Origin of the sequence: Hyphobacterium sp. (genome assembly GCF_965217055.1) — a bacterium.
GTDB lineage: Bacteria > Pseudomonadota > Alphaproteobacteria > Caulobacterales > Maricaulaceae > Hyphobacterium.
Window position 1 is genome coordinate 163974 of the sequence record NZ_OZ244227.1, and the last position, 17893, is coordinate 181866.

18 protein-coding genes are annotated in these 17893 nt (G+C 61.9%); 4 read left to right on the forward strand and 14 right to left on the reverse strand.

Features of this window, described 5'->3' with window-relative positions; translation table 11 throughout:
* Positions 1–20: 20 nt before the first annotated feature.
* Both ACOOFN_RS00760 and ACOOFN_RS00765 read left to right on the forward strand, forming a co-directional pair.
* On the forward strand, positions 21–1010 hold the full coding sequence (locus ACOOFN_RS00760) for a GGDEF domain-containing protein (RefSeq protein ID WP_420432681.1): 990 nt from the start codon (positions 21–23) through the stop codon (positions 1008–1010).
* Positions 1011–1065: 55 nt separating this feature from the next.
* Positions 1066–1785 carry a TMEM175 family protein gene (locus ACOOFN_RS00765; protein WP_420432683.1) on the forward strand — a complete coding sequence of 240 codons (720 nt, stop codon included), beginning with the start codon at positions 1066–1068 and terminating at the stop codon, positions 1783–1785.
* Here ACOOFN_RS00765 and ACOOFN_RS00770 read toward each other — a convergent pair.
* The 12 genes from ACOOFN_RS00770 to ACOOFN_RS00825 all read right to left on the reverse strand — a co-directional run bounded on the left by ACOOFN_RS00770 (position 1764) and on the right by ACOOFN_RS00825 (position 11108).
* Positions 1764–2357, reverse strand: coding sequence for a glutathione S-transferase N-terminal domain-containing protein (locus tag ACOOFN_RS00770; RefSeq protein WP_420432685.1), 594 nt, complete (start codon positions 2355–2357; stop codon positions 1764–1766). The two genes, ACOOFN_RS00765 and ACOOFN_RS00770, sit on opposite strands and share 22 nt — an antisense overlap.
* A 125-nt stretch (positions 2358–2482) precedes the next feature.
* Positions 2483–2833, reverse strand: coding sequence for a HesB/IscA family protein (locus tag ACOOFN_RS00775; RefSeq protein ID WP_420432687.1), 351 nt, complete (start codon positions 2831–2833; stop codon positions 2483–2485).
* A gap of 10 nt (positions 2834–2843) precedes the next feature.
* Complete coding sequence (locus ACOOFN_RS00780; protein WP_420432689.1) at positions 2844–3257, reverse strand: SUF system Fe-S cluster assembly protein; 414 nt, start codon at positions 3255–3257, stop codon at positions 2844–2846.
* Position 3258: 1 nt separating this feature from the next.
* Positions 3259–4497 carry an aminotransferase class V-fold PLP-dependent enzyme gene (locus ACOOFN_RS00785; protein WP_420432691.1) on the reverse strand — a complete coding sequence of 413 codons (1239 nt, stop codon included), beginning with the start codon at positions 4495–4497 and terminating at the stop codon, positions 3259–3261.
* Positions 4494–5606 (reverse strand): SufD family Fe-S cluster assembly protein, encoded by a 1113-nt coding sequence (locus ACOOFN_RS00790; protein WP_420432693.1) that lies wholly within the window; start codon positions 5604–5606, stop codon positions 4494–4496. Before ACOOFN_RS00790 ends, ACOOFN_RS00785 begins: the two co-directional genes overlap by 4 nt.
* The gene (sufC, locus tag ACOOFN_RS00795; protein ID WP_420432695.1) at positions 5606–6358 is read right to left on the reverse strand and encodes a Fe-S cluster assembly ATPase SufC; all 753 of its coding nucleotides are present in this window, start codon (positions 6356–6358) and stop codon (positions 5606–5608) included. Before sufC ends, ACOOFN_RS00790 begins: the two co-directional genes overlap by 1 nt.
* A gap of 2 nt (positions 6359–6360) precedes the next feature.
* Positions 6361–6849: a cupin domain-containing protein gene (locus ACOOFN_RS00800; protein WP_420432697.1), complete on the reverse strand. Its 489-nt coding sequence runs from the start codon at positions 6847–6849 to the stop codon at positions 6361–6363.
* Positions 6846–7298 (reverse strand): RidA family protein, encoded by a 453-nt coding sequence (locus ACOOFN_RS00805; RefSeq protein WP_420432699.1) that lies wholly within the window; start codon positions 7296–7298, stop codon positions 6846–6848. The genes ACOOFN_RS00800 and ACOOFN_RS00805 overlap by 4 nt, the downstream gene beginning before the upstream one ends.
* Entirely contained in the window at positions 7295–7933 is a 639-nt protein-coding gene (locus ACOOFN_RS00810) for a hypothetical protein (protein WP_420432701.1), read from the reverse strand. Before ACOOFN_RS00810 ends, ACOOFN_RS00805 begins: the two co-directional genes overlap by 4 nt.
* Before the next feature lie 25 nt (positions 7934–7958).
* Complete coding sequence (gene sufB, locus ACOOFN_RS00815; RefSeq protein WP_420432703.1) at positions 7959–9461, reverse strand: Fe-S cluster assembly protein SufB; 1503 nt, start codon at positions 9459–9461, stop codon at positions 7959–7961.
* 15 nt (positions 9462–9476) lie between these two features.
* On the reverse strand, positions 9477–10619 hold the full coding sequence (locus tag ACOOFN_RS00820; protein WP_420432705.1) for a cysteine desulfurase family protein: 1143 nt from the start codon (positions 10617–10619) through the stop codon (positions 9477–9479).
* A gap of 24 nt (positions 10620–10643) precedes the next feature.
* Positions 10644–11108, reverse strand: coding sequence for an Rrf2 family transcriptional regulator (locus ACOOFN_RS00825; RefSeq protein WP_420432707.1), 465 nt, complete (start codon positions 11106–11108; stop codon positions 10644–10646).
* Positions 11109–11319: 211 nt separating this feature from the next.
* Here ACOOFN_RS00825 and ACOOFN_RS00830 point away from each other — a divergent pair, with 211 nt between their 5' ends.
* Positions 11320–11997 carry an alpha/beta hydrolase gene (locus tag ACOOFN_RS00830; protein WP_420432709.1) on the forward strand — a complete coding sequence of 226 codons (678 nt, stop codon included), beginning with the start codon at positions 11320–11322 and terminating at the stop codon, positions 11995–11997.
* Here ACOOFN_RS00830 and ACOOFN_RS00835 read toward each other — a convergent pair.
* Positions 11994–13100, reverse strand: a complete 1107-nt coding sequence (locus ACOOFN_RS00835) for an anhydro-N-acetylmuramic acid kinase (protein ID WP_420432711.1) — start codon at positions 13098–13100, stop codon at positions 11994–11996. The two genes, ACOOFN_RS00830 and ACOOFN_RS00835, sit on opposite strands and share 4 nt — an antisense overlap.
* Positions 13101–13168: 68 nt before the next feature.
* On the opposite strand from ACOOFN_RS00835, the gene tyrS reads away from it, so the two are divergent.
* Positions 13169–14419, forward strand: a complete 1251-nt coding sequence (tyrS, locus tag ACOOFN_RS00840; protein WP_420432713.1) for a tyrosine--tRNA ligase — start codon at positions 13169–13171, stop codon at positions 14417–14419.
* Here the strand turns inward: tyrS and ACOOFN_RS00845 are convergent, their stop codons facing one another.
* Positions 14420–17881 (reverse strand): AsmA-like C-terminal region-containing protein, encoded by a 3462-nt coding sequence (locus ACOOFN_RS00845; protein WP_420432715.1) that lies wholly within the window; start codon positions 17879–17881, stop codon positions 14420–14422. It abuts the gene before it with no gap.
* Between the last annotated feature and the right edge of the window lie 12 nt (positions 17882–17893).

The following is a 17893-nucleotide window of genomic DNA, read 5'->3' on the forward strand; positions in this document are numbered from 1 at the left end:
CCAAAGAGACGCTCGACTTGATGGAGCAGTACCAAATTGCCCCGACGCCCGAGAATTATGCCGTATTCTCTTCCTACACTTCGGATTCAATACCTGAGCTCTGCGAGGCAGTAGCTAACCGGATATCTGCGGGAGAGGCTTTCGATCAGACATTCTGCGATGCGCTCTACAATGAGCATTTCGCCATCGCCAAGATCCAGGAAGCCGTCATGGCAAGTTCCGGGGCCATGGCGAAGGAGCTGATCCAGGTCCGCGAGACATTGAAAGTCGCCGAACAGCACACCGCAGCCTATGGTGAAACGTTGGCCGGAGCCGAAGACGCGTTCGACGAAAAGGCCGACCCCGGTCAAATGCGCGATGTGATCCGTTCACTGGTTTCCGCGACGACAAATATGCAGGTGCGATCCCGTGATCTCGAGCGCCGCCTGCATGAAACATCGAGCGAAGTCGTCAAGCTGCGGTCGAATCTGGAACGGGTCCGCGAAGAAGCCATGACCGACGCCCTCACCGGCATCGCCAATCGCAAGCGGTTCGACGAGATGCTGCGCAAGGGCCGGCGCTCATCCGATGCCAATCATGGGTCAATGTGCCTGATCCTGTGTGACATCGACCATTTCAAGCGGTTCAATGACACGTGGGGCCATCAGACCGGCGACCAGATCATCCGTTTCGTGGCCGGCTGCATGTCACGCATCGCAGCCGAACATCATACGGTGGCACGCTATGGCGGCGAGGAATTTGCCGTCGTCATGCCAAAAACCTCCCTGAGCGAAGCCGCTGTTCTGGCGGAAAAGGTCCGCGTGACGGTTGAGGGCAAACGGTTGTTGCGCAAGTCGACCAGTGAGGATCTCGGAAATATCACGATATCGCTCGGTGTTGCCGAATATGCGCATGGCGAGGCGATTGAAGACCTGATCGAGCGCGCGGATGCCAATCTCTACAAGTCGAAGAAAGCGGGCCGGAACCGCATCACCTCTGACGATCGTGCGGGCGCGCGTTCGGCCGCCTAGCCGCGCAAGCCAATTCCAAATAGATTGGGCCCCGGGCAGGATCCGGGGCGTTTTCATGACCGAACACACTTCGTCAGAACGGTATTTCATCTGGCGCGGGCGCGATGTGACGCGTGTCGAAAACCTGTCTGACATCGTCTTTGCGCTGTCCCTGACACTGATCGTCGCGTCATCCGTTCCCGACAGTTTCGATGCCTTGCTGGCGCTCTGGCGGGAGGCGATTGCGCTGGCCATGTGCTTCGCGCTGATCCTGCTGATCTGGTCGAAACACCACGCATTCCATCGCCGCTACGGGCTGGATGACGGGGTGACGGTCTTTCTCAATTCGATCGTCCTCTTCCTGATTATGATTTTCGCCTACCCCCTCAAGTTTCTGTCGCTCTTCCTGGTCAATTTCTTCACCGGCTATTACACGACCGGTGCGCAAATCCATGCCGTCATGCCGCTCGACCAGGTCGCCGCGTTCATCGTGATCTATGCCGCCGGCTATGCTGCGGTCTTCGGAGTTTTCGCCCTGCTCTATGCGCACGCGCTCAAGCGGGCTGCTGATCTCAAGTTGAGCCCCGCTGAAATCATAATGACACGGCTGGAAGTCCAGCAAGGTGTCGCGTCGATCGTGATCTCCGCCCTCGCCGCCATCGTCGCCCTGCTCATGCCCTACGGCTTCGCTCCGTTCGGCGGCAGCGTCTATTTCCTGATGGGGCCGGTCATGACGATCCTGTCGCGGCGTGCCCGCAAGCAGGCCGACGCGGCTCAGGCGCTGGCAGGCGGCTGAGTCGACTGGAAGGACGGGCGTTCCGCCCACTTTTCATAGAAGGCTGCCAGCCGCCTGCGGCCCTCGCGCCAGGCGCTTTCCGGATAACGGAAATCGAGATAGCCGAGCGCGACGGCGATCGACATCGCACCAACGTCGAAGGCGCCGACGAATTTGTCGGCTTCCTGTTCCAGCAGGTCGAGCGAGCGAAGGATCCCGCTTTCCTGACGCTCGACCCAATACGTGTGGCGCTTGTCTTCCGGGCGCGTCAGTTCGATGCGCCGGCCGACAGCGAGGTCCAGAATGCCATCGGCCAGAGCCTGGAAGCGCAACACTCGCCAGCGTGCGGTGCCTGACTTCGGGATCCAGCGATCTTCATCCAGACTGTCGATGTATTCACAGATCAACGGGCTGTCGAAGAGCGGCGCGGCATCATCGCGGATCAATGCCGGCACTTTGCCGAGCGGGTTGATGTCGAGCAGGGCGGCCGGATCGTCCAACGGCATGGCCTCGATTTCAGCGATGCGGTGGGAAAGCCCCTGCTCACGGATCAGAACCCGGCATTTCCGCGCATAGGGAGAAGTTTCGGTCATGAAGAGCTGCAACGCGCTGATCCCTTGTCTAGCGGCTCGTGATTTTCACGCACCGCTGACAGCAAACATAGTGCGCCGTGGGCCCTGCTGCGAATGGAAATTGGCAGTTGCCGCGCAGTCGCCGTTCATGATGGCTGAGCCGGTACAAGGGTCACGCTTTCGCCGCAGCCACAAGCATCGGTCTCGTTGGGATTGCGGAACACAAAGCGCGAGGAAATTGGCGTCACTTCCCAGTCGATCTCGCAACCGAGAAGGAAGAGCAGCGAGGTTGCATCGATGACGATAGTGACGTCGCGGTCCTTGACGATCTCGTCGAGCGGATCGGGCTCGGCGACATAGTCCATGACGTATTCCATGCCTGCGCAACCGCCCTTCTTGACGCCAACGCGAAGGAAACCGGCATCACGGCTTGCCATGATGTCCTTGACGCGTGCCGCCGCGCGTTCGGAAATCGTCAGGGCCTGTTTCTGGGTCATCACCGGTGTCCTAGAACATGTTGAGCGCAAGACGCGCCTCGTCGGACATGCGGTCCGGCGTCCATGGCGGCTCGAAGACGAGGTCGACCTTGACCTTCTCGACGCCGTCCACCGTCGCCGCTGCATCGTGCACCCACATCGGCATTTCGCCCGCGACCGGGCAACCCGGCGCGGTCAGCGTCATCTGGATATGCATTGTCCGGTCATCGTCGAGATCGACCTTGTAGATCAGGCCCAGCTCGTAAATATCGACCGGGATTTCCGGGTCGAACACGGTTTTGAGCGCTGTGACCACGTCCTCCGTGATGCGATCCAGCTCGTCCTGCGGGATGTTCGTGGCAGGCACGGGTGCAGGCTCCGCCGGCTGGGCGTCGGTGCGATCGGAAAGATCGATCATATCGCGGGTCGAATCGGTCATGTCCATCCTAGATGAGAAAGCTCTTCGCTTTATTCAATGCCTCGATGAAAACATCGACATCAGCCTCGGTGTTGTAGATTGCGAAACTGGCTCGCACGGTCGAGTCGACGCCGAAGCGGCGCATCAATGGTTGGGCACAATGATGTCCGGCGCGCACCGCCACGCCGTACTTGTCCATGAGCTGCGCCAGATCGTGCGCATGCGCGCCATCGATGGCGAAGGACAGGATAGCTCCCTTGTCCTGCGCATTACCGATCAACTTGAGACCGTCGATTTCGGCCACGCCACGCGTCGCGCGGTCCAGCAGCGCAAGTTCGTGTTCAACCACGCTGGCGCGGTCGAACTGCATTACCCAATCGATCGCCGCACCCAGGCCGATGACATCGGCAATCGCCGGGGTGCCGGCCTCGAATTTGTGCGGGACATCGGCCCAGGTCGAGCTGTCCTCGAACACGTCGGCAATCATTTCGCCTCCCCCCTGCCAAGGCGACAGACGGTCGAGCCAATCACCTGCGGCATAAAGCGCGCCGGCGCCCGAGGGCCCGTAGAGCTTATGGCCGGTGAAGACGAAGAAATCGCAGCCGAGTTCGGTCACGTCGACCGGCAGATGAACCGCGGACTGGGAGCCGTCGAGCAGCACCGCTGCGCGATTGTCATGACCGAGCTGGACGATGCGCTGGGCATTGTTCACCGTCCCCAGCACGTTGGACATGTGGGCAATGGCAATCAGTCGCGTCTTTGCGCTCATCAGTGCGGTCAGCGCGTCATAGTCGAGCTCGCCGGTCTCGGTGACCGGGCACCATTTGACGACGGCGCCAGAGCGTTCCGCGAGCAATTGCCAGGGAATGATGTTGGAATGGTGTTCCATCTGGCTGATGACGATCTCGTCGCCCGGCTTCAGGTCCTGGCCGAACGTATTGGCCACGAGATTGATGGCCTCGGTCGCGCCGCGGGCCAGCACGATCTGGTCAGCGCGTTCAGCTCCGAGAAAATTCGCAATCTTCCCGCGCGCGCCTTCGAAGGCTTCCGTTGCCTCGTTGGCCAGGGTGTGCAGCCCCCGATGCACGTTGGCATAGGACTGGCGGTAGACGTTGGCGACGGCGTCAATCACTGCTTCAGGCTTTTGCGCTGAAGCCGCGTTGTCGATGTATATCAACGGATTGCCGTTGATCTCGCGTGACAGAATCGGGAATTGAGCGCGGATCGCCGCGAGATCAAGTTTCGGGTTCGGTGCATGATGGTTCATGACATCCGCTCCAGCTTCTTCGTCAACAAATCGAGGAAAACACCGCGCGCCTTCTCGTGACGGATCGCTTCGAGCGGTTCGGCCAGGAGGCTCTCGATCAGGAGGCTGCGCGCCTTGTCCTCGGGCAGGCCGCGCTGGCGCATGTAGAACAGGGCGAGTTCGTCGATCGCGCCGATCGCGTTACCGTGTGCGCACGCCACATCGTCGGCATAGATTTCCAGCTCCGGCTTGGCGTCGATCTCGGCGCCCTCTTCGAGCAGGAGCCCGCGATGGTTCATTCGCGCATCGGTCTTCTGGGCGTCGCGATTGACCAGGATCTTGCCTTGGAAAACCCCATGTCCGCCCTTGGCGACCGCGCCCTTCGCAGTCTGCTCGAGCCGGCCATCGGGCTCCGACAAAGTCGCCGATGAAGTGAAATCCGCATGGCGGCCCTCGTCCAGCAAGTAGACGGCGTTAAGCGAGGCATAGGCGTCATGCCCTCCATGGCGCAGATTTGTCTGCTGGCGAAAAAGCTTGCCACCGAAGGTGAACGCCGTCTGGTGCAGCTTCGCCCCTTCGGCCAGCGTGACGCCCGAAGTCGTAAGGATTATCGCATCCGGGTTTTCATCGATCAGGATCAGGCGTTCGAGCGCGGCACCGCGGCCGATCGTATACTCTACCGCAACCATCGCCATGGCCTGCGACGCGGTCTGGTAGCGCTCGACCACGGTCACATTCGATTTCGGCTTGATGTTCACCAGGACGGAAGCGAAAGACACGCCCTTGCCCGCGGAAAAATCGATGTCCAGCGTCTGGCGCGTGTGCACATCGAACAGCGCTGTCCGACCGGCGCCAGCGTGAGCGAGGGCGTTGAGCGCAAAGTTTTCGCCGACCTCGGCTTCGAGCCGCGCCCAGCGCGGCCGGGTCGTCGCGCGAAGCAGCAATTCGCCATTTCCGAAAATATCACGGCTGGCCTTGCGGACATCGCTCCACTTCCAGTCCTCGTCGCGGCGCGTCGGGAGACCGTGCGCCTCGAACATGGTGCGCACATTGGCCTGCCAGGCCGCATCACCTGTCAACGCGTTGAGAATGGCCGATTCTGCGCCATTGGGTTTGAAGTGGGCGCCCATCAGGCGGCCTTCACATACTTGTCGTAGCCCTCCGCCTCGAGCTCTTTCGCAAGCTCGGGGCCGCCGGTTGCGACGACACGGCCATCGCTCATCACATGTACCTTGTGCGGCGTGATGTGATCGAGCAGGCGCTGATAGTGGGTGATCACCAGCATGCCGCGCTCGGGCGAGCGCAGCGCGTTGACGCCATCGGACACGACTTTCAGGGCATCGATGTCGAGTCCGCTGTCGGTTTCATCAAGGATCAGGAATCGCGGTTCGAGAACGGCCGCCTGCAGGATCTCCAGCCGCTTCTTCTCGCCACCGGAGAATCCAACATTCAAGGGTCGCTTCAACATTTCCGGGGAAACATTCAGAAGCTTTGCCTTTTCCCTAACCAGCTTCATGAATTCAGGAGCCGACATCTCGTCCTCGCCGCGCGCCTTGCGCTGGGCATTGAGGGCTTCCTTGAGGAAGGTCAGCGTCGGCACGCCCGGGATTTCGACCGGATACTGGAAGGACAGGAACAGGCCTTTTGCGGCGCGTTCATCCGGCTCCATCACCGAAAGATCAGCGCCTTCATATACGATTTCGCCGTCCGTGATCTCATATCCTTCACGGCCGGTCAGCACGTAGGACAGGGTCGACTTGCCAGAACCGTTCGGCCCCATGATGGCGTGCACCTCGCCGGCCGGCACTGTCAGGTCGAGACCTTTCAGGATCGGCTTGTCGTCTTCGCCAACCGAAGCGTGGAGATTCTTGATTTCAAGCATGCCTAGCTTTCACCTTCCCAGTAATCGACTTCTTGCGCATGGGCCCGATGTCGGAATGTCGCGGCGCCCGTCTTGTCGTCCCAGGTCACGGCCCCGACCTTGTTGGAATCGGGATACTCGACGACATCGGTTTTCTGCGCGGTCGAAAAACAAATGTATTTCAGTTCTTGCTCGCCGGTGTTGATCAGCTGGTGCGCCGTGTCGCGACCGCCGGCCGGCGCCGAGATCACGCTACCGGCGCGGACCGGGTAGGTTTCGCTGCCGAAGCGGTAGGTCCCTTCGCCTGCGAGGATCACCATCGCTTCTTCAATCACGTGATGATTGTGAAACGGAAAGGCCCGCTTTCCCGGTGGCACGACCGTCAACATGCAGCCGAGCTGCTGCATGCCGATATGCGGACCGATCCGGCCAAGCGCCGCCTCGAACCTGTCACCATGCGAAAGGTCGTCCAAGTCGAGGTCATCGATATGAATTACCGGGGCATCGCTCATATTCCCTCCTCCGGCACATAAGCGACACAGGCGATCTCAACGCGGGCGCCGAGCGCCAGCGCCTGCACACCGGCAGTGACGCGCGCCGGCTGATGCCCATCCAGCGCCGCGGCATAGGCTTCGTTCATGGCCTCATAGTCTGCCATATCGGTCAGATAGACCGTGCAGGAGACGAGGTCCTGCAGCGTAGCGCCTGCGAGGGCGAGCGTGGTCGCGATATTGGCCAGGGTCTGGGTGGTTTCCGGCCCCGCGCCGCCCGGCACAATGTCTGTGGTGCCCGGTGCTCGGCCGAGATGGCCCGACACATACAACATGTCGCCGGCACGCACGGCCGAGCTGAAGGGTGCCCAGTCCGGCAATCCGTCGACGCGATACGCCTCAACGCCGTCCTGCGCAGCTGCAGATGCAGCGACCATCGCCAGGGCCAGGAGAGACAGAAGGCGGATCATTCGGTCATCACCGCTCTGCAATAGAAGTCCTCGCCAAGATCCTCTCCGCCATGGACCAGGCTGCACTCCGGGCCCTCGCCGTCGCCCGCATTTACGTAGGAGATTGATACCGACGCGACGGAATTCACCGTGCCGTCCTCGAAGGCATAGAAATCGGCGCCGTATTCCGCTGCGCTCGACCGCGAATGGACGACGAACATGCCGTGCGGCGCCGGCTCAATTGTATGGCCATTGGTCTGGAACGGATCGGTCAGGAAACCCTCATCATGGCCCATGAAGATCGCATATTCCGTATTCACATTGCCGGTGATCAGCGGGACGAGAATGTCCTCGCGGCCATCACCGTTGATGTCCTCAAGCGAGGGATAGAAGAAACTTTCCGTTTCGAAATCGAACGCCTGCAGCAAGCGGCCTTCAAAGCTATTCACCTCCAAGCGGCCATCCTGGGCCCATTCCCCGTCGGTGAAGGTGAAGACCGCCATCAGTTCGCGGCCATCGGTCGGCTGAAGCGCACAATCTTCATGCCGGTCATTGGCTTCAAGCTGGTCGCACCAGGGCAAGCCTTCCTCGTGCGAGAAATCCGGCTCGGAATAATCCTGCGCCATCAGCGCGGCGGCGAGTGCGAATTCGATCATCCTGTCGCTCCCGGAAATTTCTTCATCACCCCACACTCCCTTCAAGCGAGACCTTGAGCAGCTGCTGGGCTTCGACGGCGAATTCCATCGGTAATTCCTGCAGCACTTCACGGGCGAAACCGTTGACGAGCAGCGCAGTAGCTGTTTCCGCATCAAGGCCGCGCTGGCGCGCATAGAAGAGCTGGTCTTCGGACAGCTTGGTGGTTGTCGCCTCGTGCTCGAGCTGTGCCATTGGCGTCTTGCACTCGATATAGGGCACGGTGTGGGCGCCGCATTCATTGCCGATCAGCAAGCTGTCGCACTGGGTGAAATTGCGCGAGCCGGATGCCTTGGCGTGGACGGACACCAGGCCGCGATATGTGTTGTCGGACCGGCCCGCAGAAATCCCCTTGGAAATGATGCGCGAGCGCGTGTTTTTTCCCAGATGGATCATCTTGGTGCCGGTATCGGCCTGCTGTGCGCCATTGGTGACGGCGACCGAATAGAACTCGCCGACCGAATTGTCGCCGCGCAATATGCACGACGGATATTTCCAGGTGATCGCGGAACCGGTCTCGACCTGGGTCCAGGAGACCTTGGAATTGATGCCACGGCAATCGGCGCGCTTGGTGACGAAATTGTAGACGCCGCCTTTGCCGGTTTCATCGCCCGGCCACCAGTTCTGAACGGTGGAATACTTGATCTCGGCATCGTCGAGCGCGACCAGTTCGACGACCGCAGCGTGCAGCTGGTTTTCATCCCGCATCGGCGCTGTGCAGCCTTCCAGATAGGAAACGTAAGCGCCCTCGTCCGCGATGATCAGCGTACGCTCGAACTGGCCGGTGCCTTCCGCATTCATGCGGAAATAGGTGGAGAGCTCCATTGGGCAGCGCACGCCTTTGGGCACATAGACGAAGGTTCCGTCGGAAAAGACCGCGCTGTTGAGCGTCGCGAAATAATTGTCCGATGTCGGCACCACCGAGGCGAGGTATTTCCTCACCAGTTCAGGGTGCTCGCGAATGGCTTCGGAAATCGACATGAAGATCACGCCAGCCTTGGCGAGCTCTGCCTTGAACGTCGTCGCCACGGATACGCTGTCGAAAACGGCATCGACGGCGACGCGCGGTGTCTCGCGTGCCTCGGCAGCGGTTTCCGCCGCACCTTTCACGCCAAGCAGAACTTCCTGTTCCTTCAGCGGAATGCCGAGCTTCTCGAAATCGGCGAGGATTTCCGGCGGCACGTCGTCGATCGATTCGTATTTCGCGCCGGACGCCGGCTCGGCATAGTAATAGATGTCCTGATAGTCGATCTTGGGATAATCGACCTTCGCCCAGTCCGGCTCCCGCATCTCCAGCCAGCGCTTGAAGGCCTCCAGCCGCCAGTCGAGCATCCATTGCGGCTCGTCCTTCTTGGCCGAGATGTAGCGGATCGTGTCTTCCGACAAGCCCTTCGGCGCGCGCTCCTGTTCCACGTCGGTGGTGAAGCCGTACTTGTACTTCCCGGCTTCCAGACGCTTCACGTCTTCGATGGTTTCCTTGACAGCAGGCATTTATCTACGATCGCGCTAGGCGATCTCCTTCAGGCGCGGCTTGACCCGCGCAAACTCGTTCGACCATGCACGGATGAAGGCATCGACATCGGCCTCGGTCGTGTTCCAGCCGAGGCTCACCCGAATGGTGCAGCCGGCCGATTTCTCACACATCATCGAGGCCCAGGTCTTCGACACGCCGGCCTTGCCAGAAGAACAGGCCGAGCCGGAGCTGACACAGACGCCGGCGAGATCGAGCGCGATGACCTGCATGCCGCCTTCCCAGCCCAATTTGCACAGCGCCGTTGTATTCGGCGTGCGCGGTGCATTTCTGCCCAGAATGCAGATGTCCGGATCGAGCTTCAAAAGCGCTTCTTCGATGTGATCGCGCCACGCGGCGATCTGGGTCCACTTGTCACCATCGACGAGACAGGCTTCCAGTGCCTTGGCAAAGGCCCAGGCGCCGGCCACATTTTCTGTCCCCGAACGGCGCCCCCTTTCCTGCCCGCCGCCCCGCTTGGGCACATCGAACGGCGCATCGCAGGACAGCATCAGTGCGCCTATGCCCTGCGGTCCGCCAACCTTGTGCGCGGAGACGGCAGCGTAATGGGCTCCGGACGCCGCGAAATCGAAAGGGATCTTGCCGAGCGCCTGGACCGCGTCGATGTGGAACAGGCCGCCAGCGTCGCGGATGATCCGTCCGGCATCGGCGATCGGCTGGATCACACCGGTCTCATTGTTCGCCGCGTGCAGGCAGACAAGCACCCGCTCGGTCTCGTCCAGTTCCGCCAGCCGGTTCTTCAGCCAATCGAGATCGGCAATGCCGTCGCGGTTGATCGGCAGGAGCTCAACCGGAAGTCCCGTGCATTCCGCGCATCGCGCCACGGCTTCGTGTTCGCTCACCGTGTGGATGATGCGCGTAATCCCGCCACCGCGAACCGCACCCTCTATGGCCAGATTGTCGGCCTCGGTGCCGCCGGACGTGAAAATGATGTCGTTCGGCTGGGCACAGACGCCCTTGGCGATCAACAGGCGCGCCTGCTCCAGAATGGAGCGCGCACCGCGGCCGACACTGTGCACAGCGGAGGCATTGCCGCACCGGTCGAGCGCGTCGAGCAGAGCCTGGCGCGCTTCCGGACGCATCGGCGTCGTCGCATTATGATCCAGATAAACCGGCATTGACCCTCATTCCCGTCCTTCGTCCTATTCCGCCGCCATGGCCTCGCTGGCCATTTCGTTGGCGCCGCGAGCTGCCCCCATGACCCGCCCGGCGATCACGTCTTCCAGCGTGATCGAACCGAGGAAGAGATAGATGTGGCGACTCAGTTCATCCCACAGATCATGGGTGATACAGCGCCGGCCGTCGTCCAGACAGCCCTTGGTTTCATGTTCACAGCGCGTGATGTCCACGCTCTCATCGACAGCCGCCATGATATCGAAAACGCGGATATCCTCTGCCGCGCGGGCCGGCGTGTAGCCGCCACCGGGACCGCGCACGGATTCAACGAGACCCGCTTTGCGCAGCCGCGCGAACAGCTGCTCGAGATACGACAGCGAGATCGATTGCCGCGAGGCAATGTCGGCGAGCGTCACCGGCTGGTTGACCGAACGACGCGCCAGATCGGCCATCGCCATCACTGCGTATCTTCCCTTGGTGCTTAACTTCATGTCTTCACTCCCCAAAACCCTCGCAATTTTCCGTCGGTGTGTGCTATCACCCGCCGAGCCTTGTCTGGGTGGTTGGACCAATACATGCAGTGAGATGTATCTCCGAGTGTTGTAGTCAACTTTTTGCTGCCCGGAAACACATGTCGGACGGTTTGTCGCAGTCAAAAGACCCGACAAGCCGTTCGGGAAATAAAAAAGAGACGAGATTGTTATGCCCGACGTGATTATCCCCGGCCCGGAAGGGCGCCTGGAAGGCCGCTATGCTCCAGGCGAGGCCGACAATTCTCCGATTGCCCTGATTTGCCATGCGCACCCGCTCGGCGGCGGAAACATGGAAAACCATACGTCGGTGATGATGTATGACATCTTCCGCAAGCGCGGCTTTGCCACGCTGCGCTTCAATTTCCGGGGCGTCGGCCGCAGCCAGGGCAGCTATGATCAGGGGCTGGGCGAGCTTTCCGACGCCGCCACGGCGCTCGACTGGATCCAAGCCTACAACAACAATGCGCCCTTCTCGTGGGTGGCCGGACATTCCTTCGGCGCCTGGGTCGGCATGCAATTGCTGATGCGCCGCCCGGAAGTCGCCGGCTTCATCTCGGTCGCGCCGCCGACCAACATGTACGACTTCAACTTCCTGGCGCCCTGCCCGGCGTCAGGCATCATCCTCCACGGTTCGGAAGACAAGATCGTGCCGTATGACGACATGGAACGGATGATGAGCAAGGGGCGGGTTCAAAAAGGCATAGAGATCGAGCGCGAGGAAGTGCCGGGAGCCGGCCACATGTTCTCGACCCATCTCGACGAGCTCGAAAAACGCATCGATTCCTATCTCGACCAGCGCCTGCCGATCGTCATGGAAGAGCGCAAGAACCAGCGCCCACGCCGCTAACCGGCCTTTGCCAGCACGCCACCGGTGGTCGCTCGCGGCACGCCGGTGGTTGACGGCAGGCTTAGGGGCAGGCCTTCAACGGACCGCACGGCGAGCCAGGCAAAGGCCTGAGCCTCCATCAGATCGCCATTCCATCCAACGGTCTCGACCGGCTCCACGGGACGTTCGAGATCGGCCGCGATCGCGGCCATCATGACCGGGTTCTTGCGGCCGCCACCGGTTACCAAAACCCTTTGCGGCAAACCCATTTTCCGGATCGCATCGGCAACCGTGCGCGCGCTAAAGGCGGTCAGGGTCGCGGCGCCATCCTCGGGCGACAAATCGGTTACCGGATCCAGCGAGAAGTCCCAGCGGTCCAGCGACTTCGGCGGTGGCAGGTCGAAAAAAGGATGATCAAGCAAGCGCGCCAGCGCGTCCGCGTCTGTCTGGCCGCGCCCGGCAAGTTCGCCGTTGAGATCGCAGGCACGACCGATCGTGCGCTCGCACCAGGCATCGAGAAGCCCGCTGGCCGGGCCGGTGTCGAAGGCACATGGCTCGCCTTCGCCCAGCCAGGAGACATTTGCTACGCCACCGAGATTGAGAACGGCGATCGGCCCGGGCAATACGTCCCGCCGGAACAGCGCGTCATGATAAAGAGTTGCCAGCGGCGCACCATGACCGCCAGCGGCGACATCGGCGCTGCGAAAATCGTAGACGACATCAATGCCTGCCGCTTGCGCAAGCGCGGCGCCATCACCGATTTGCCGGGTTGCGCCGAGCCGGCCCCCGGCCGGCGCGCGGTGCAACACCGTCTGACCATGAAATCCGATCAGATCGATATCCGAAGGCTCCAGCCCCGCCATCGCAAGGACATTCGCGACAGCCGCGACATGCGCGTCGCCTAGAGCGGTTTCGGCAGCGAGAAATTCGGCGGGCTCAGGTCCGTCGAAGCGCCAATCCAACGCGGCATTGACCGCCTGCTGCAGGACCTGGCGCTGACCGGCGTCATAGGCGTGTTCCGCGCCGGGTCCGAACTGGACGCTGGCGTCACCATCGGTCTCGATCAGTGCGGCGTCGACACCGTCGAGCGACGTTCCGCTCATCAATCCGATCACGCGATGCATGCTGCCCCCTTCCGGCGCCTGGCAACCACCGCTAAAAGACGCGGCCAACCCCTAATCAGGCCGAAGCCATGACCGATTACAAGTCCGATCTCATCCAGACGCTGGTTTCACGCGGATATCTGAACCAGGCCACGGATATCGAGGCGCTGGATACCGCCGCAAATGCAGGACCGCTCACCGGTTATATCGGCTTCGATATCACGGCCAGCTCGCTGCATGTCGGCTCGCTTGTCCAGATCATGATGTTGCGCCGGATGCAGCAGGCCGGACATCGCCCGATCATTCTCATCGGCGGCGGCACGACCAAGATCGGCGATCCGTCCGGCAAGGACCAGTCGCGCCAGATGATGACCGACGAACGGATCCAGGAGAATCTGGCCGGCATCCTGAAACCGTTCGAGCGGCTAATGACGATTGGCGAAGGTCCGACGGACGCGATTGTCGTGAACAATGACGAATGGCTGTCGAAATTCGGTTATCTCGAATTCCTGCGCACCTACGGACCGCATTTCACGATCAACCGCATGCTGACCTTCGAATCGGTGAAGCTGCGGCTGGAGCGCGAACAGCCCCTCACCTTCCTCGAGTTCAACTACATGCTTTTGCAGGCCGTCGATTTTCTTGAATTGTCGCGCCGCTATGACTGCACGCTGCAGCTCGGTGGCGGCGATCAGTGGGGCAATATCATCAACGGGGTGGAATTGTGCCGACGGATCGACCAGCGGCCGGTATTCGGTTTCACCACGCCGCTGATTACCACCGCGTCAGGCGCCAAGATGGGCAAGACTGCCGATGGTGCCGTCTGGCTCAATGAGGACCTCCTGAGCGCTTACGAGTACTGGCAGTTCTGGCGAAATACCGAGGATGCCGATGTCGGCAGATTCCTGAAGCTGTTCACTGATTTGCCGCTCGACGAAATCGCCCGCCTCGAAGCGCTTGAAGGCGCCGAACTGAATGACGCCAAGATCGTCCTCGCCAACGAGGCCACAACCATGCTGCATGGCGCTGAAGCGGCCAAGGCGGCCGAGCAGACGGCTCGGGCGACTTTCGCCGCTGGCGGAACCGGCGGCGCCTTGCCGAGTTTCGAGATCGATACCAGGCAATTGGCGTCGGGCCTGCCCGTGCTGGCACTGCTCACCGGGGCCGGTTTCGCCCATTCCAATGGCGAGGCCAAGCGGCTGGTGAAGGGCGGCGGTGTGCGCGTGAATGGCGAGGTCGTGAAAGATCCGCAGGCAATGGTAAGTGACGCCGACCTGCAGGACGGGGCGATAAAGATCTCCGCCGGCAAGAAACGGCACGCGCTCGCCAAACCGGGCTAGCTAGCGGTCCTGACCATCGTCTTCGCTGGACTCCGGCTCCGGTGCCGGAACATCCGGTTCCGGCGGTGCCGCGTTTTCTGCATTCCCGATTGCGGCGTCCTGGCGTGCCCGTTCACGTTCCGCTGCCGTGCCCTCGAACAGGCGGCGCAGCACGCCCGGCGCCAGGACCGACAGTGGATTCGCCGCCACCGTTGGCTGATCAAACGGTCCCTCGATCGAGAAGGTGATGCCGATGATTCCCTCCCCCGGTCGCGAGATCAAAGCCTCGCCAACGACGGGCAAGTTGCCGACGAAGGAATTGAGCCCGTAGGACGGCGCCAGGACTCCGTCGAGCGCCAGGCGTTCGGCACCCAGATTGATCTCGCCTTCCGTCGTCACGCCCAGGGAAGGACCGCTGGCGCGGGCTTCAGTGATGGAAATCGCGTCGTTTCCGATCGCGACACCTGCTTCGAGCCGGTCGAAGGCAATGCCGCTGTCTCCGCTCAGCAGCGCGGCAAGGCCAGGCAGAGAACCCGCTGCCAGGACCCGCGCCAACACCGGCATGCGGACAAGGGTGAATGCTTCGCTTTCGATGACAAAATCCGAAAAACCGGTTTCACCGGCGGGCGGTGTCGAACCGGTGATCGACAGGCTGCCGCCGCGCACGTTCTGGTACAGGTCAAGCAGACGCAGCAATTCACCGAAATCCGGTGCCTCGAGCGCCACTTGCCGCCGCTCACCAGGTTCGGCCGCAAGATCGAAGGCCAAAGGGCCGGACGCCGTATCGGCCCGCACCGTCATCATTTCACCCACGGATTCATTCGACCGCCAGTCAACGCGAACCGACTCGTATGTGGTCTCCGGCGCGACCCGGACTTCGTCAAACGACACGGTAAGCGCCAGGGGCGGCGGCGTTTCGCCGGAACCAGAAAAATCCGCCAGGCCGGAAACCAGTCCCGATGCGTTGAAGAAGGGGCCGGCGACGTCGAAAATAAGCGGACTATCGCGGCCGGCCGGGCGCGCTGCGGTGCCGGATGCGTCGACCACGCCTTCAACAAACAGGCGTGCCACTTCGGCTGACAGCAGCCGGCCGTCACCCGCGAAAGCTGCCATGGCTTCCACGCCCATCCTCTGCGATTCAAGCGCGAACTGTTCGACGAGCACATCGCCGCCATCCGCAAAGCTGACTTCAGCCGTTGCGAGGGCCACGTCGCCGGCGGCTTTCGCGAACTGGCTGTCCGGCCACTCGACCCGCGCCGCGGTGAGATCAGCGGTCAGAGATACCCGGTCGAAGTCGAAGGCATTGCCGAGCGCTGCCAGGCGAAGCCCGACCTCACCGTCGACAAAACGGCGCAACGGGATTCCGAACTGGTCAAGACTTCCGGCCTGCAGGCGGGCATCGATCTCCATGCGTGTCGAAGCTGCGTCATCTTCCAGGCCGAAGGTCTCGACCCACCTGATCCGCGTTTCGGTCTCGCCCAATCGCGCCTCGCCAACGGCTTCCAGTGCCTCCGGTGTTGCCGTCAGGACGACATCACCATCCGTCAGCACGGCTGACCGGAATCCGGTATCGAGGGTCACATCGGAAAATTCGGCGCGAATGTTGTAACCGACATTGTCGGCCGCGACCTCGCGGCGCATCGGGCGCTGTATCTCGAACTGAATCTCGCCGCTTCCGGTGATGCTGTCCGGATCGAGCCCGTAATCAGAAACGAGATTGAGCGGCGGTTCGTCGATCAGCGCAAGGACATCCTCGGCCTGCGCTGTCGCCTCTCCGCCGAAACGGGCGAGCGCGCCGCGCGGATTGAGCCGCGGGATATCGACAAAGCCGTTGCGAACCGGCGTATCGCCGATGAAGCCCTCCGTCATCGTGACTGCAAAGGCATTACCGAACAGCGTTGCGCGGCCTCGCGCACCCGTCACAGGCGTCATGGTCGAGATGTAGCGAAAAGCAGCATCCTCGAAGGCGAAGGTCAGCGTCATGCGCTCATTCGGCAGGCGTTGCGCGACCAGCGATTCCGCGTCGAGGTCGAGATCGATATGGGCGTCAAACAACCGCCCGCCAATGACAGCGCCTTCAATCCAGTCACGTGCTCCGTCGGCGAGTTCGACGGGCCAGAACAGCAAAACGAGCTCCGGCGAAACATCGCCCTCGATCGGCCCCACCAACCGGACATCAGGCAGCCAGCGGCCATCCTCCACCTGACGCAGTCTGGCAGCGCCGGTGAGGTCGGTGGTGATCGGCCCTATCTCGGCAATCAACCGGTCAAACCCGATCTCGAAGTCGCGGGCGTTCATTTCGCCGGACAGATCGATGGCCTGCCATTCCGGTGGTGCTTCAAAGACGCCGCCCAGATCGAGGCGGCCCGCACCGACCGCCAGCTCGTAATTCCAGCGCCGCGGGAAGGCATCGTCGAACTCGCGCAGATCGAAGATGCGTCCCGTCAGGCTGGTCGCCAGCCGGTCCGTATCGATGTCGAGCTGACGTATCCGGATCGCGCCGTCGATCGGCTCATACTCGATGATCGCCGTCATGCTGCGCAGCTGCTGTGCGGCCTCGCCGCGGCCAATCAGTCCGGCGCCAACAGCGAGATTCACACTGGCGGAGCGGATGCCGTCACGGCGGGATGCGCTGGCGAAGGCCTCCAGGCTGATGGGCGCACTGATCTCGCCCGCTGCCGCGAACGGACCTGCGAGTGGCGCGATCGCGCGCGGTGACAAATTCTCGGCGCTGGCTTCGATCAAAAAGCTGTCGAGATCGGCGGCCGCCTCGATCCGCATCGCGACCGGCGCAAAACCGGCCGTCGTCACAAAGCGACCGGCCAGTTCGGCCTGCAATCGCTCGGCATTTCGTTCGAGCCGCAACTCGGCCCGGTCGACATACCAGTCAAGCCCGTTGATGGCATCTATCACACGGATCGAGGCGGACCGGATCGAAACATCGGTCAATCGCCCCAGAGCAGCGCCGTCGTCCGGATTGCGCAACAATTCGAGGATGGCGTCCACATCGCGTCCGGAACCTGGCGGGCGGGCCGTCTCGGCCACGCGGTCCGGCGAACCGAGACCGGCACCTACCGCGCCATCCGGGCGGCGGACGATCGATACCGCCCCGCCCTCGAGCGTGACGCGCGAGGGAGCCAGCCGCCCCGTGAACAGGCTATCGAGCCCGAAACCCGCTTCGATCAGAGGCGCGCGTGTTACGACCTCGCCGCCGACTTCGGCCACGGTGACGTCGCGCGCCGTGAAGAACAGCAGGCCGGTATCCGGATCGAAACGTGCTTCCAGCGCACTGAGTGACACCAGATCGCCTTCGAAGGCCTCCCCCAGGCGCTGTTGAGCGTCCGCCAGCATGAAGTCGAGCTCGAGCGGGCCTTGCGCCAGGCGCCAGAGAAGCGCGCCGCCAGCAAAAAGGGTGAGCGCGAACAGAACCGCGATCGCTTCAAGCGCGTAAATGACAACGACCCGAAGCGAACGTCTGATCATTTGGGCTCAACT

Coding starts and splice junctions, on each gene's coding strand:
- ACOOFN_RS00785 (WP_420432691.1), bottom strand. CDS start 4,497: ATGAACCATCATGCACCGAACCCGAAACTTGATCTCGCGGCGATCCGC.
- ACOOFN_RS00765 (WP_420432683.1), top strand. CDS start 1,066: ATGACCGAACACACTTCGTCAGAACGGTATTTCATCTGGCGCGGGCGC.
- ACOOFN_RS00760 (WP_420432681.1), top strand. CDS start 21: ATGGAGCAGTACCAAATTGCCCCGACGCCCGAGAATTATGCCGTATTC.
- tyrS (WP_420432713.1), top strand. CDS start 13,169: ATGACCGATTACAAGTCCGATCTCATCCAGACGCTGGTTTCACGCGGA.
- sufB (WP_420432703.1), bottom strand. CDS start 9,461: ATGCCTGCTGTCAAGGAAACCATCGAAGACGTGAAGCGTCTGGAAGCC.
- ACOOFN_RS00790 (WP_420432693.1), bottom strand. CDS start 5,606: ATGGGCGCCCACTTCAAACCCAATGGCGCAGAATCGGCCATTCTCAAC.
- ACOOFN_RS00770 (WP_420432685.1), bottom strand. CDS start 2,357: ATGACCGAAACTTCTCCCTATGCGCGGAAATGCCGGGTTCTGATCCGT.
- ACOOFN_RS00800 (WP_420432697.1), bottom strand. CDS start 6,849: ATGAGCGATGCCCCGGTAATTCATATCGATGACCTCGACTTGGACGAC.
- ACOOFN_RS00810 (WP_420432701.1), bottom strand. CDS start 7,933: ATGATCGAATTCGCACTCGCCGCCGCGCTGATGGCGCAGGATTATTCC.
- sufC (WP_420432695.1), bottom strand. CDS start 6,358: ATGCTTGAAATCAAGAATCTCCACGCTTCGGTTGGCGAAGACGACAAG.
- ACOOFN_RS00820 (WP_420432705.1), bottom strand. CDS start 10,619: ATGCCGGTTTATCTGGATCATAATGCGACGACGCCGATGCGTCCGGAA.
- ACOOFN_RS00845 (WP_420432715.1), bottom strand. CDS start 17,881: ATGATCAGACGTTCGCTTCGGGTCGTTGTCATTTACGCGCTTGAAGCG.
- ACOOFN_RS00780 (WP_420432689.1), bottom strand. CDS start 3,257: ATGGACATGACCGATTCGACCCGCGATATGATCGATCTTTCCGATCGC.
- ACOOFN_RS00830 (WP_420432709.1), top strand. CDS start 11,320: ATGCCCGACGTGATTATCCCCGGCCCGGAAGGGCGCCTGGAAGGCCGC.
- ACOOFN_RS00825 (WP_420432707.1), bottom strand. CDS start 11,108: ATGAAGTTAAGCACCAAGGGAAGATACGCAGTGATGGCGATGGCCGAT.
- ACOOFN_RS00775 (WP_420432687.1), bottom strand. CDS start 2,833: ATGACCCAGAAACAGGCCCTGACGATTTCCGAACGCGCGGCGGCACGC.
- ACOOFN_RS00805 (WP_420432699.1), bottom strand. CDS start 7,298: ATGATCCGCCTTCTGTCTCTCCTGGCCCTGGCGATGGTCGCTGCATCT.
- ACOOFN_RS00835 (WP_420432711.1), bottom strand. CDS start 13,100: ATGCATCGCGTGATCGGATTGATGAGCGGAACGTCGCTCGACGGTGTC.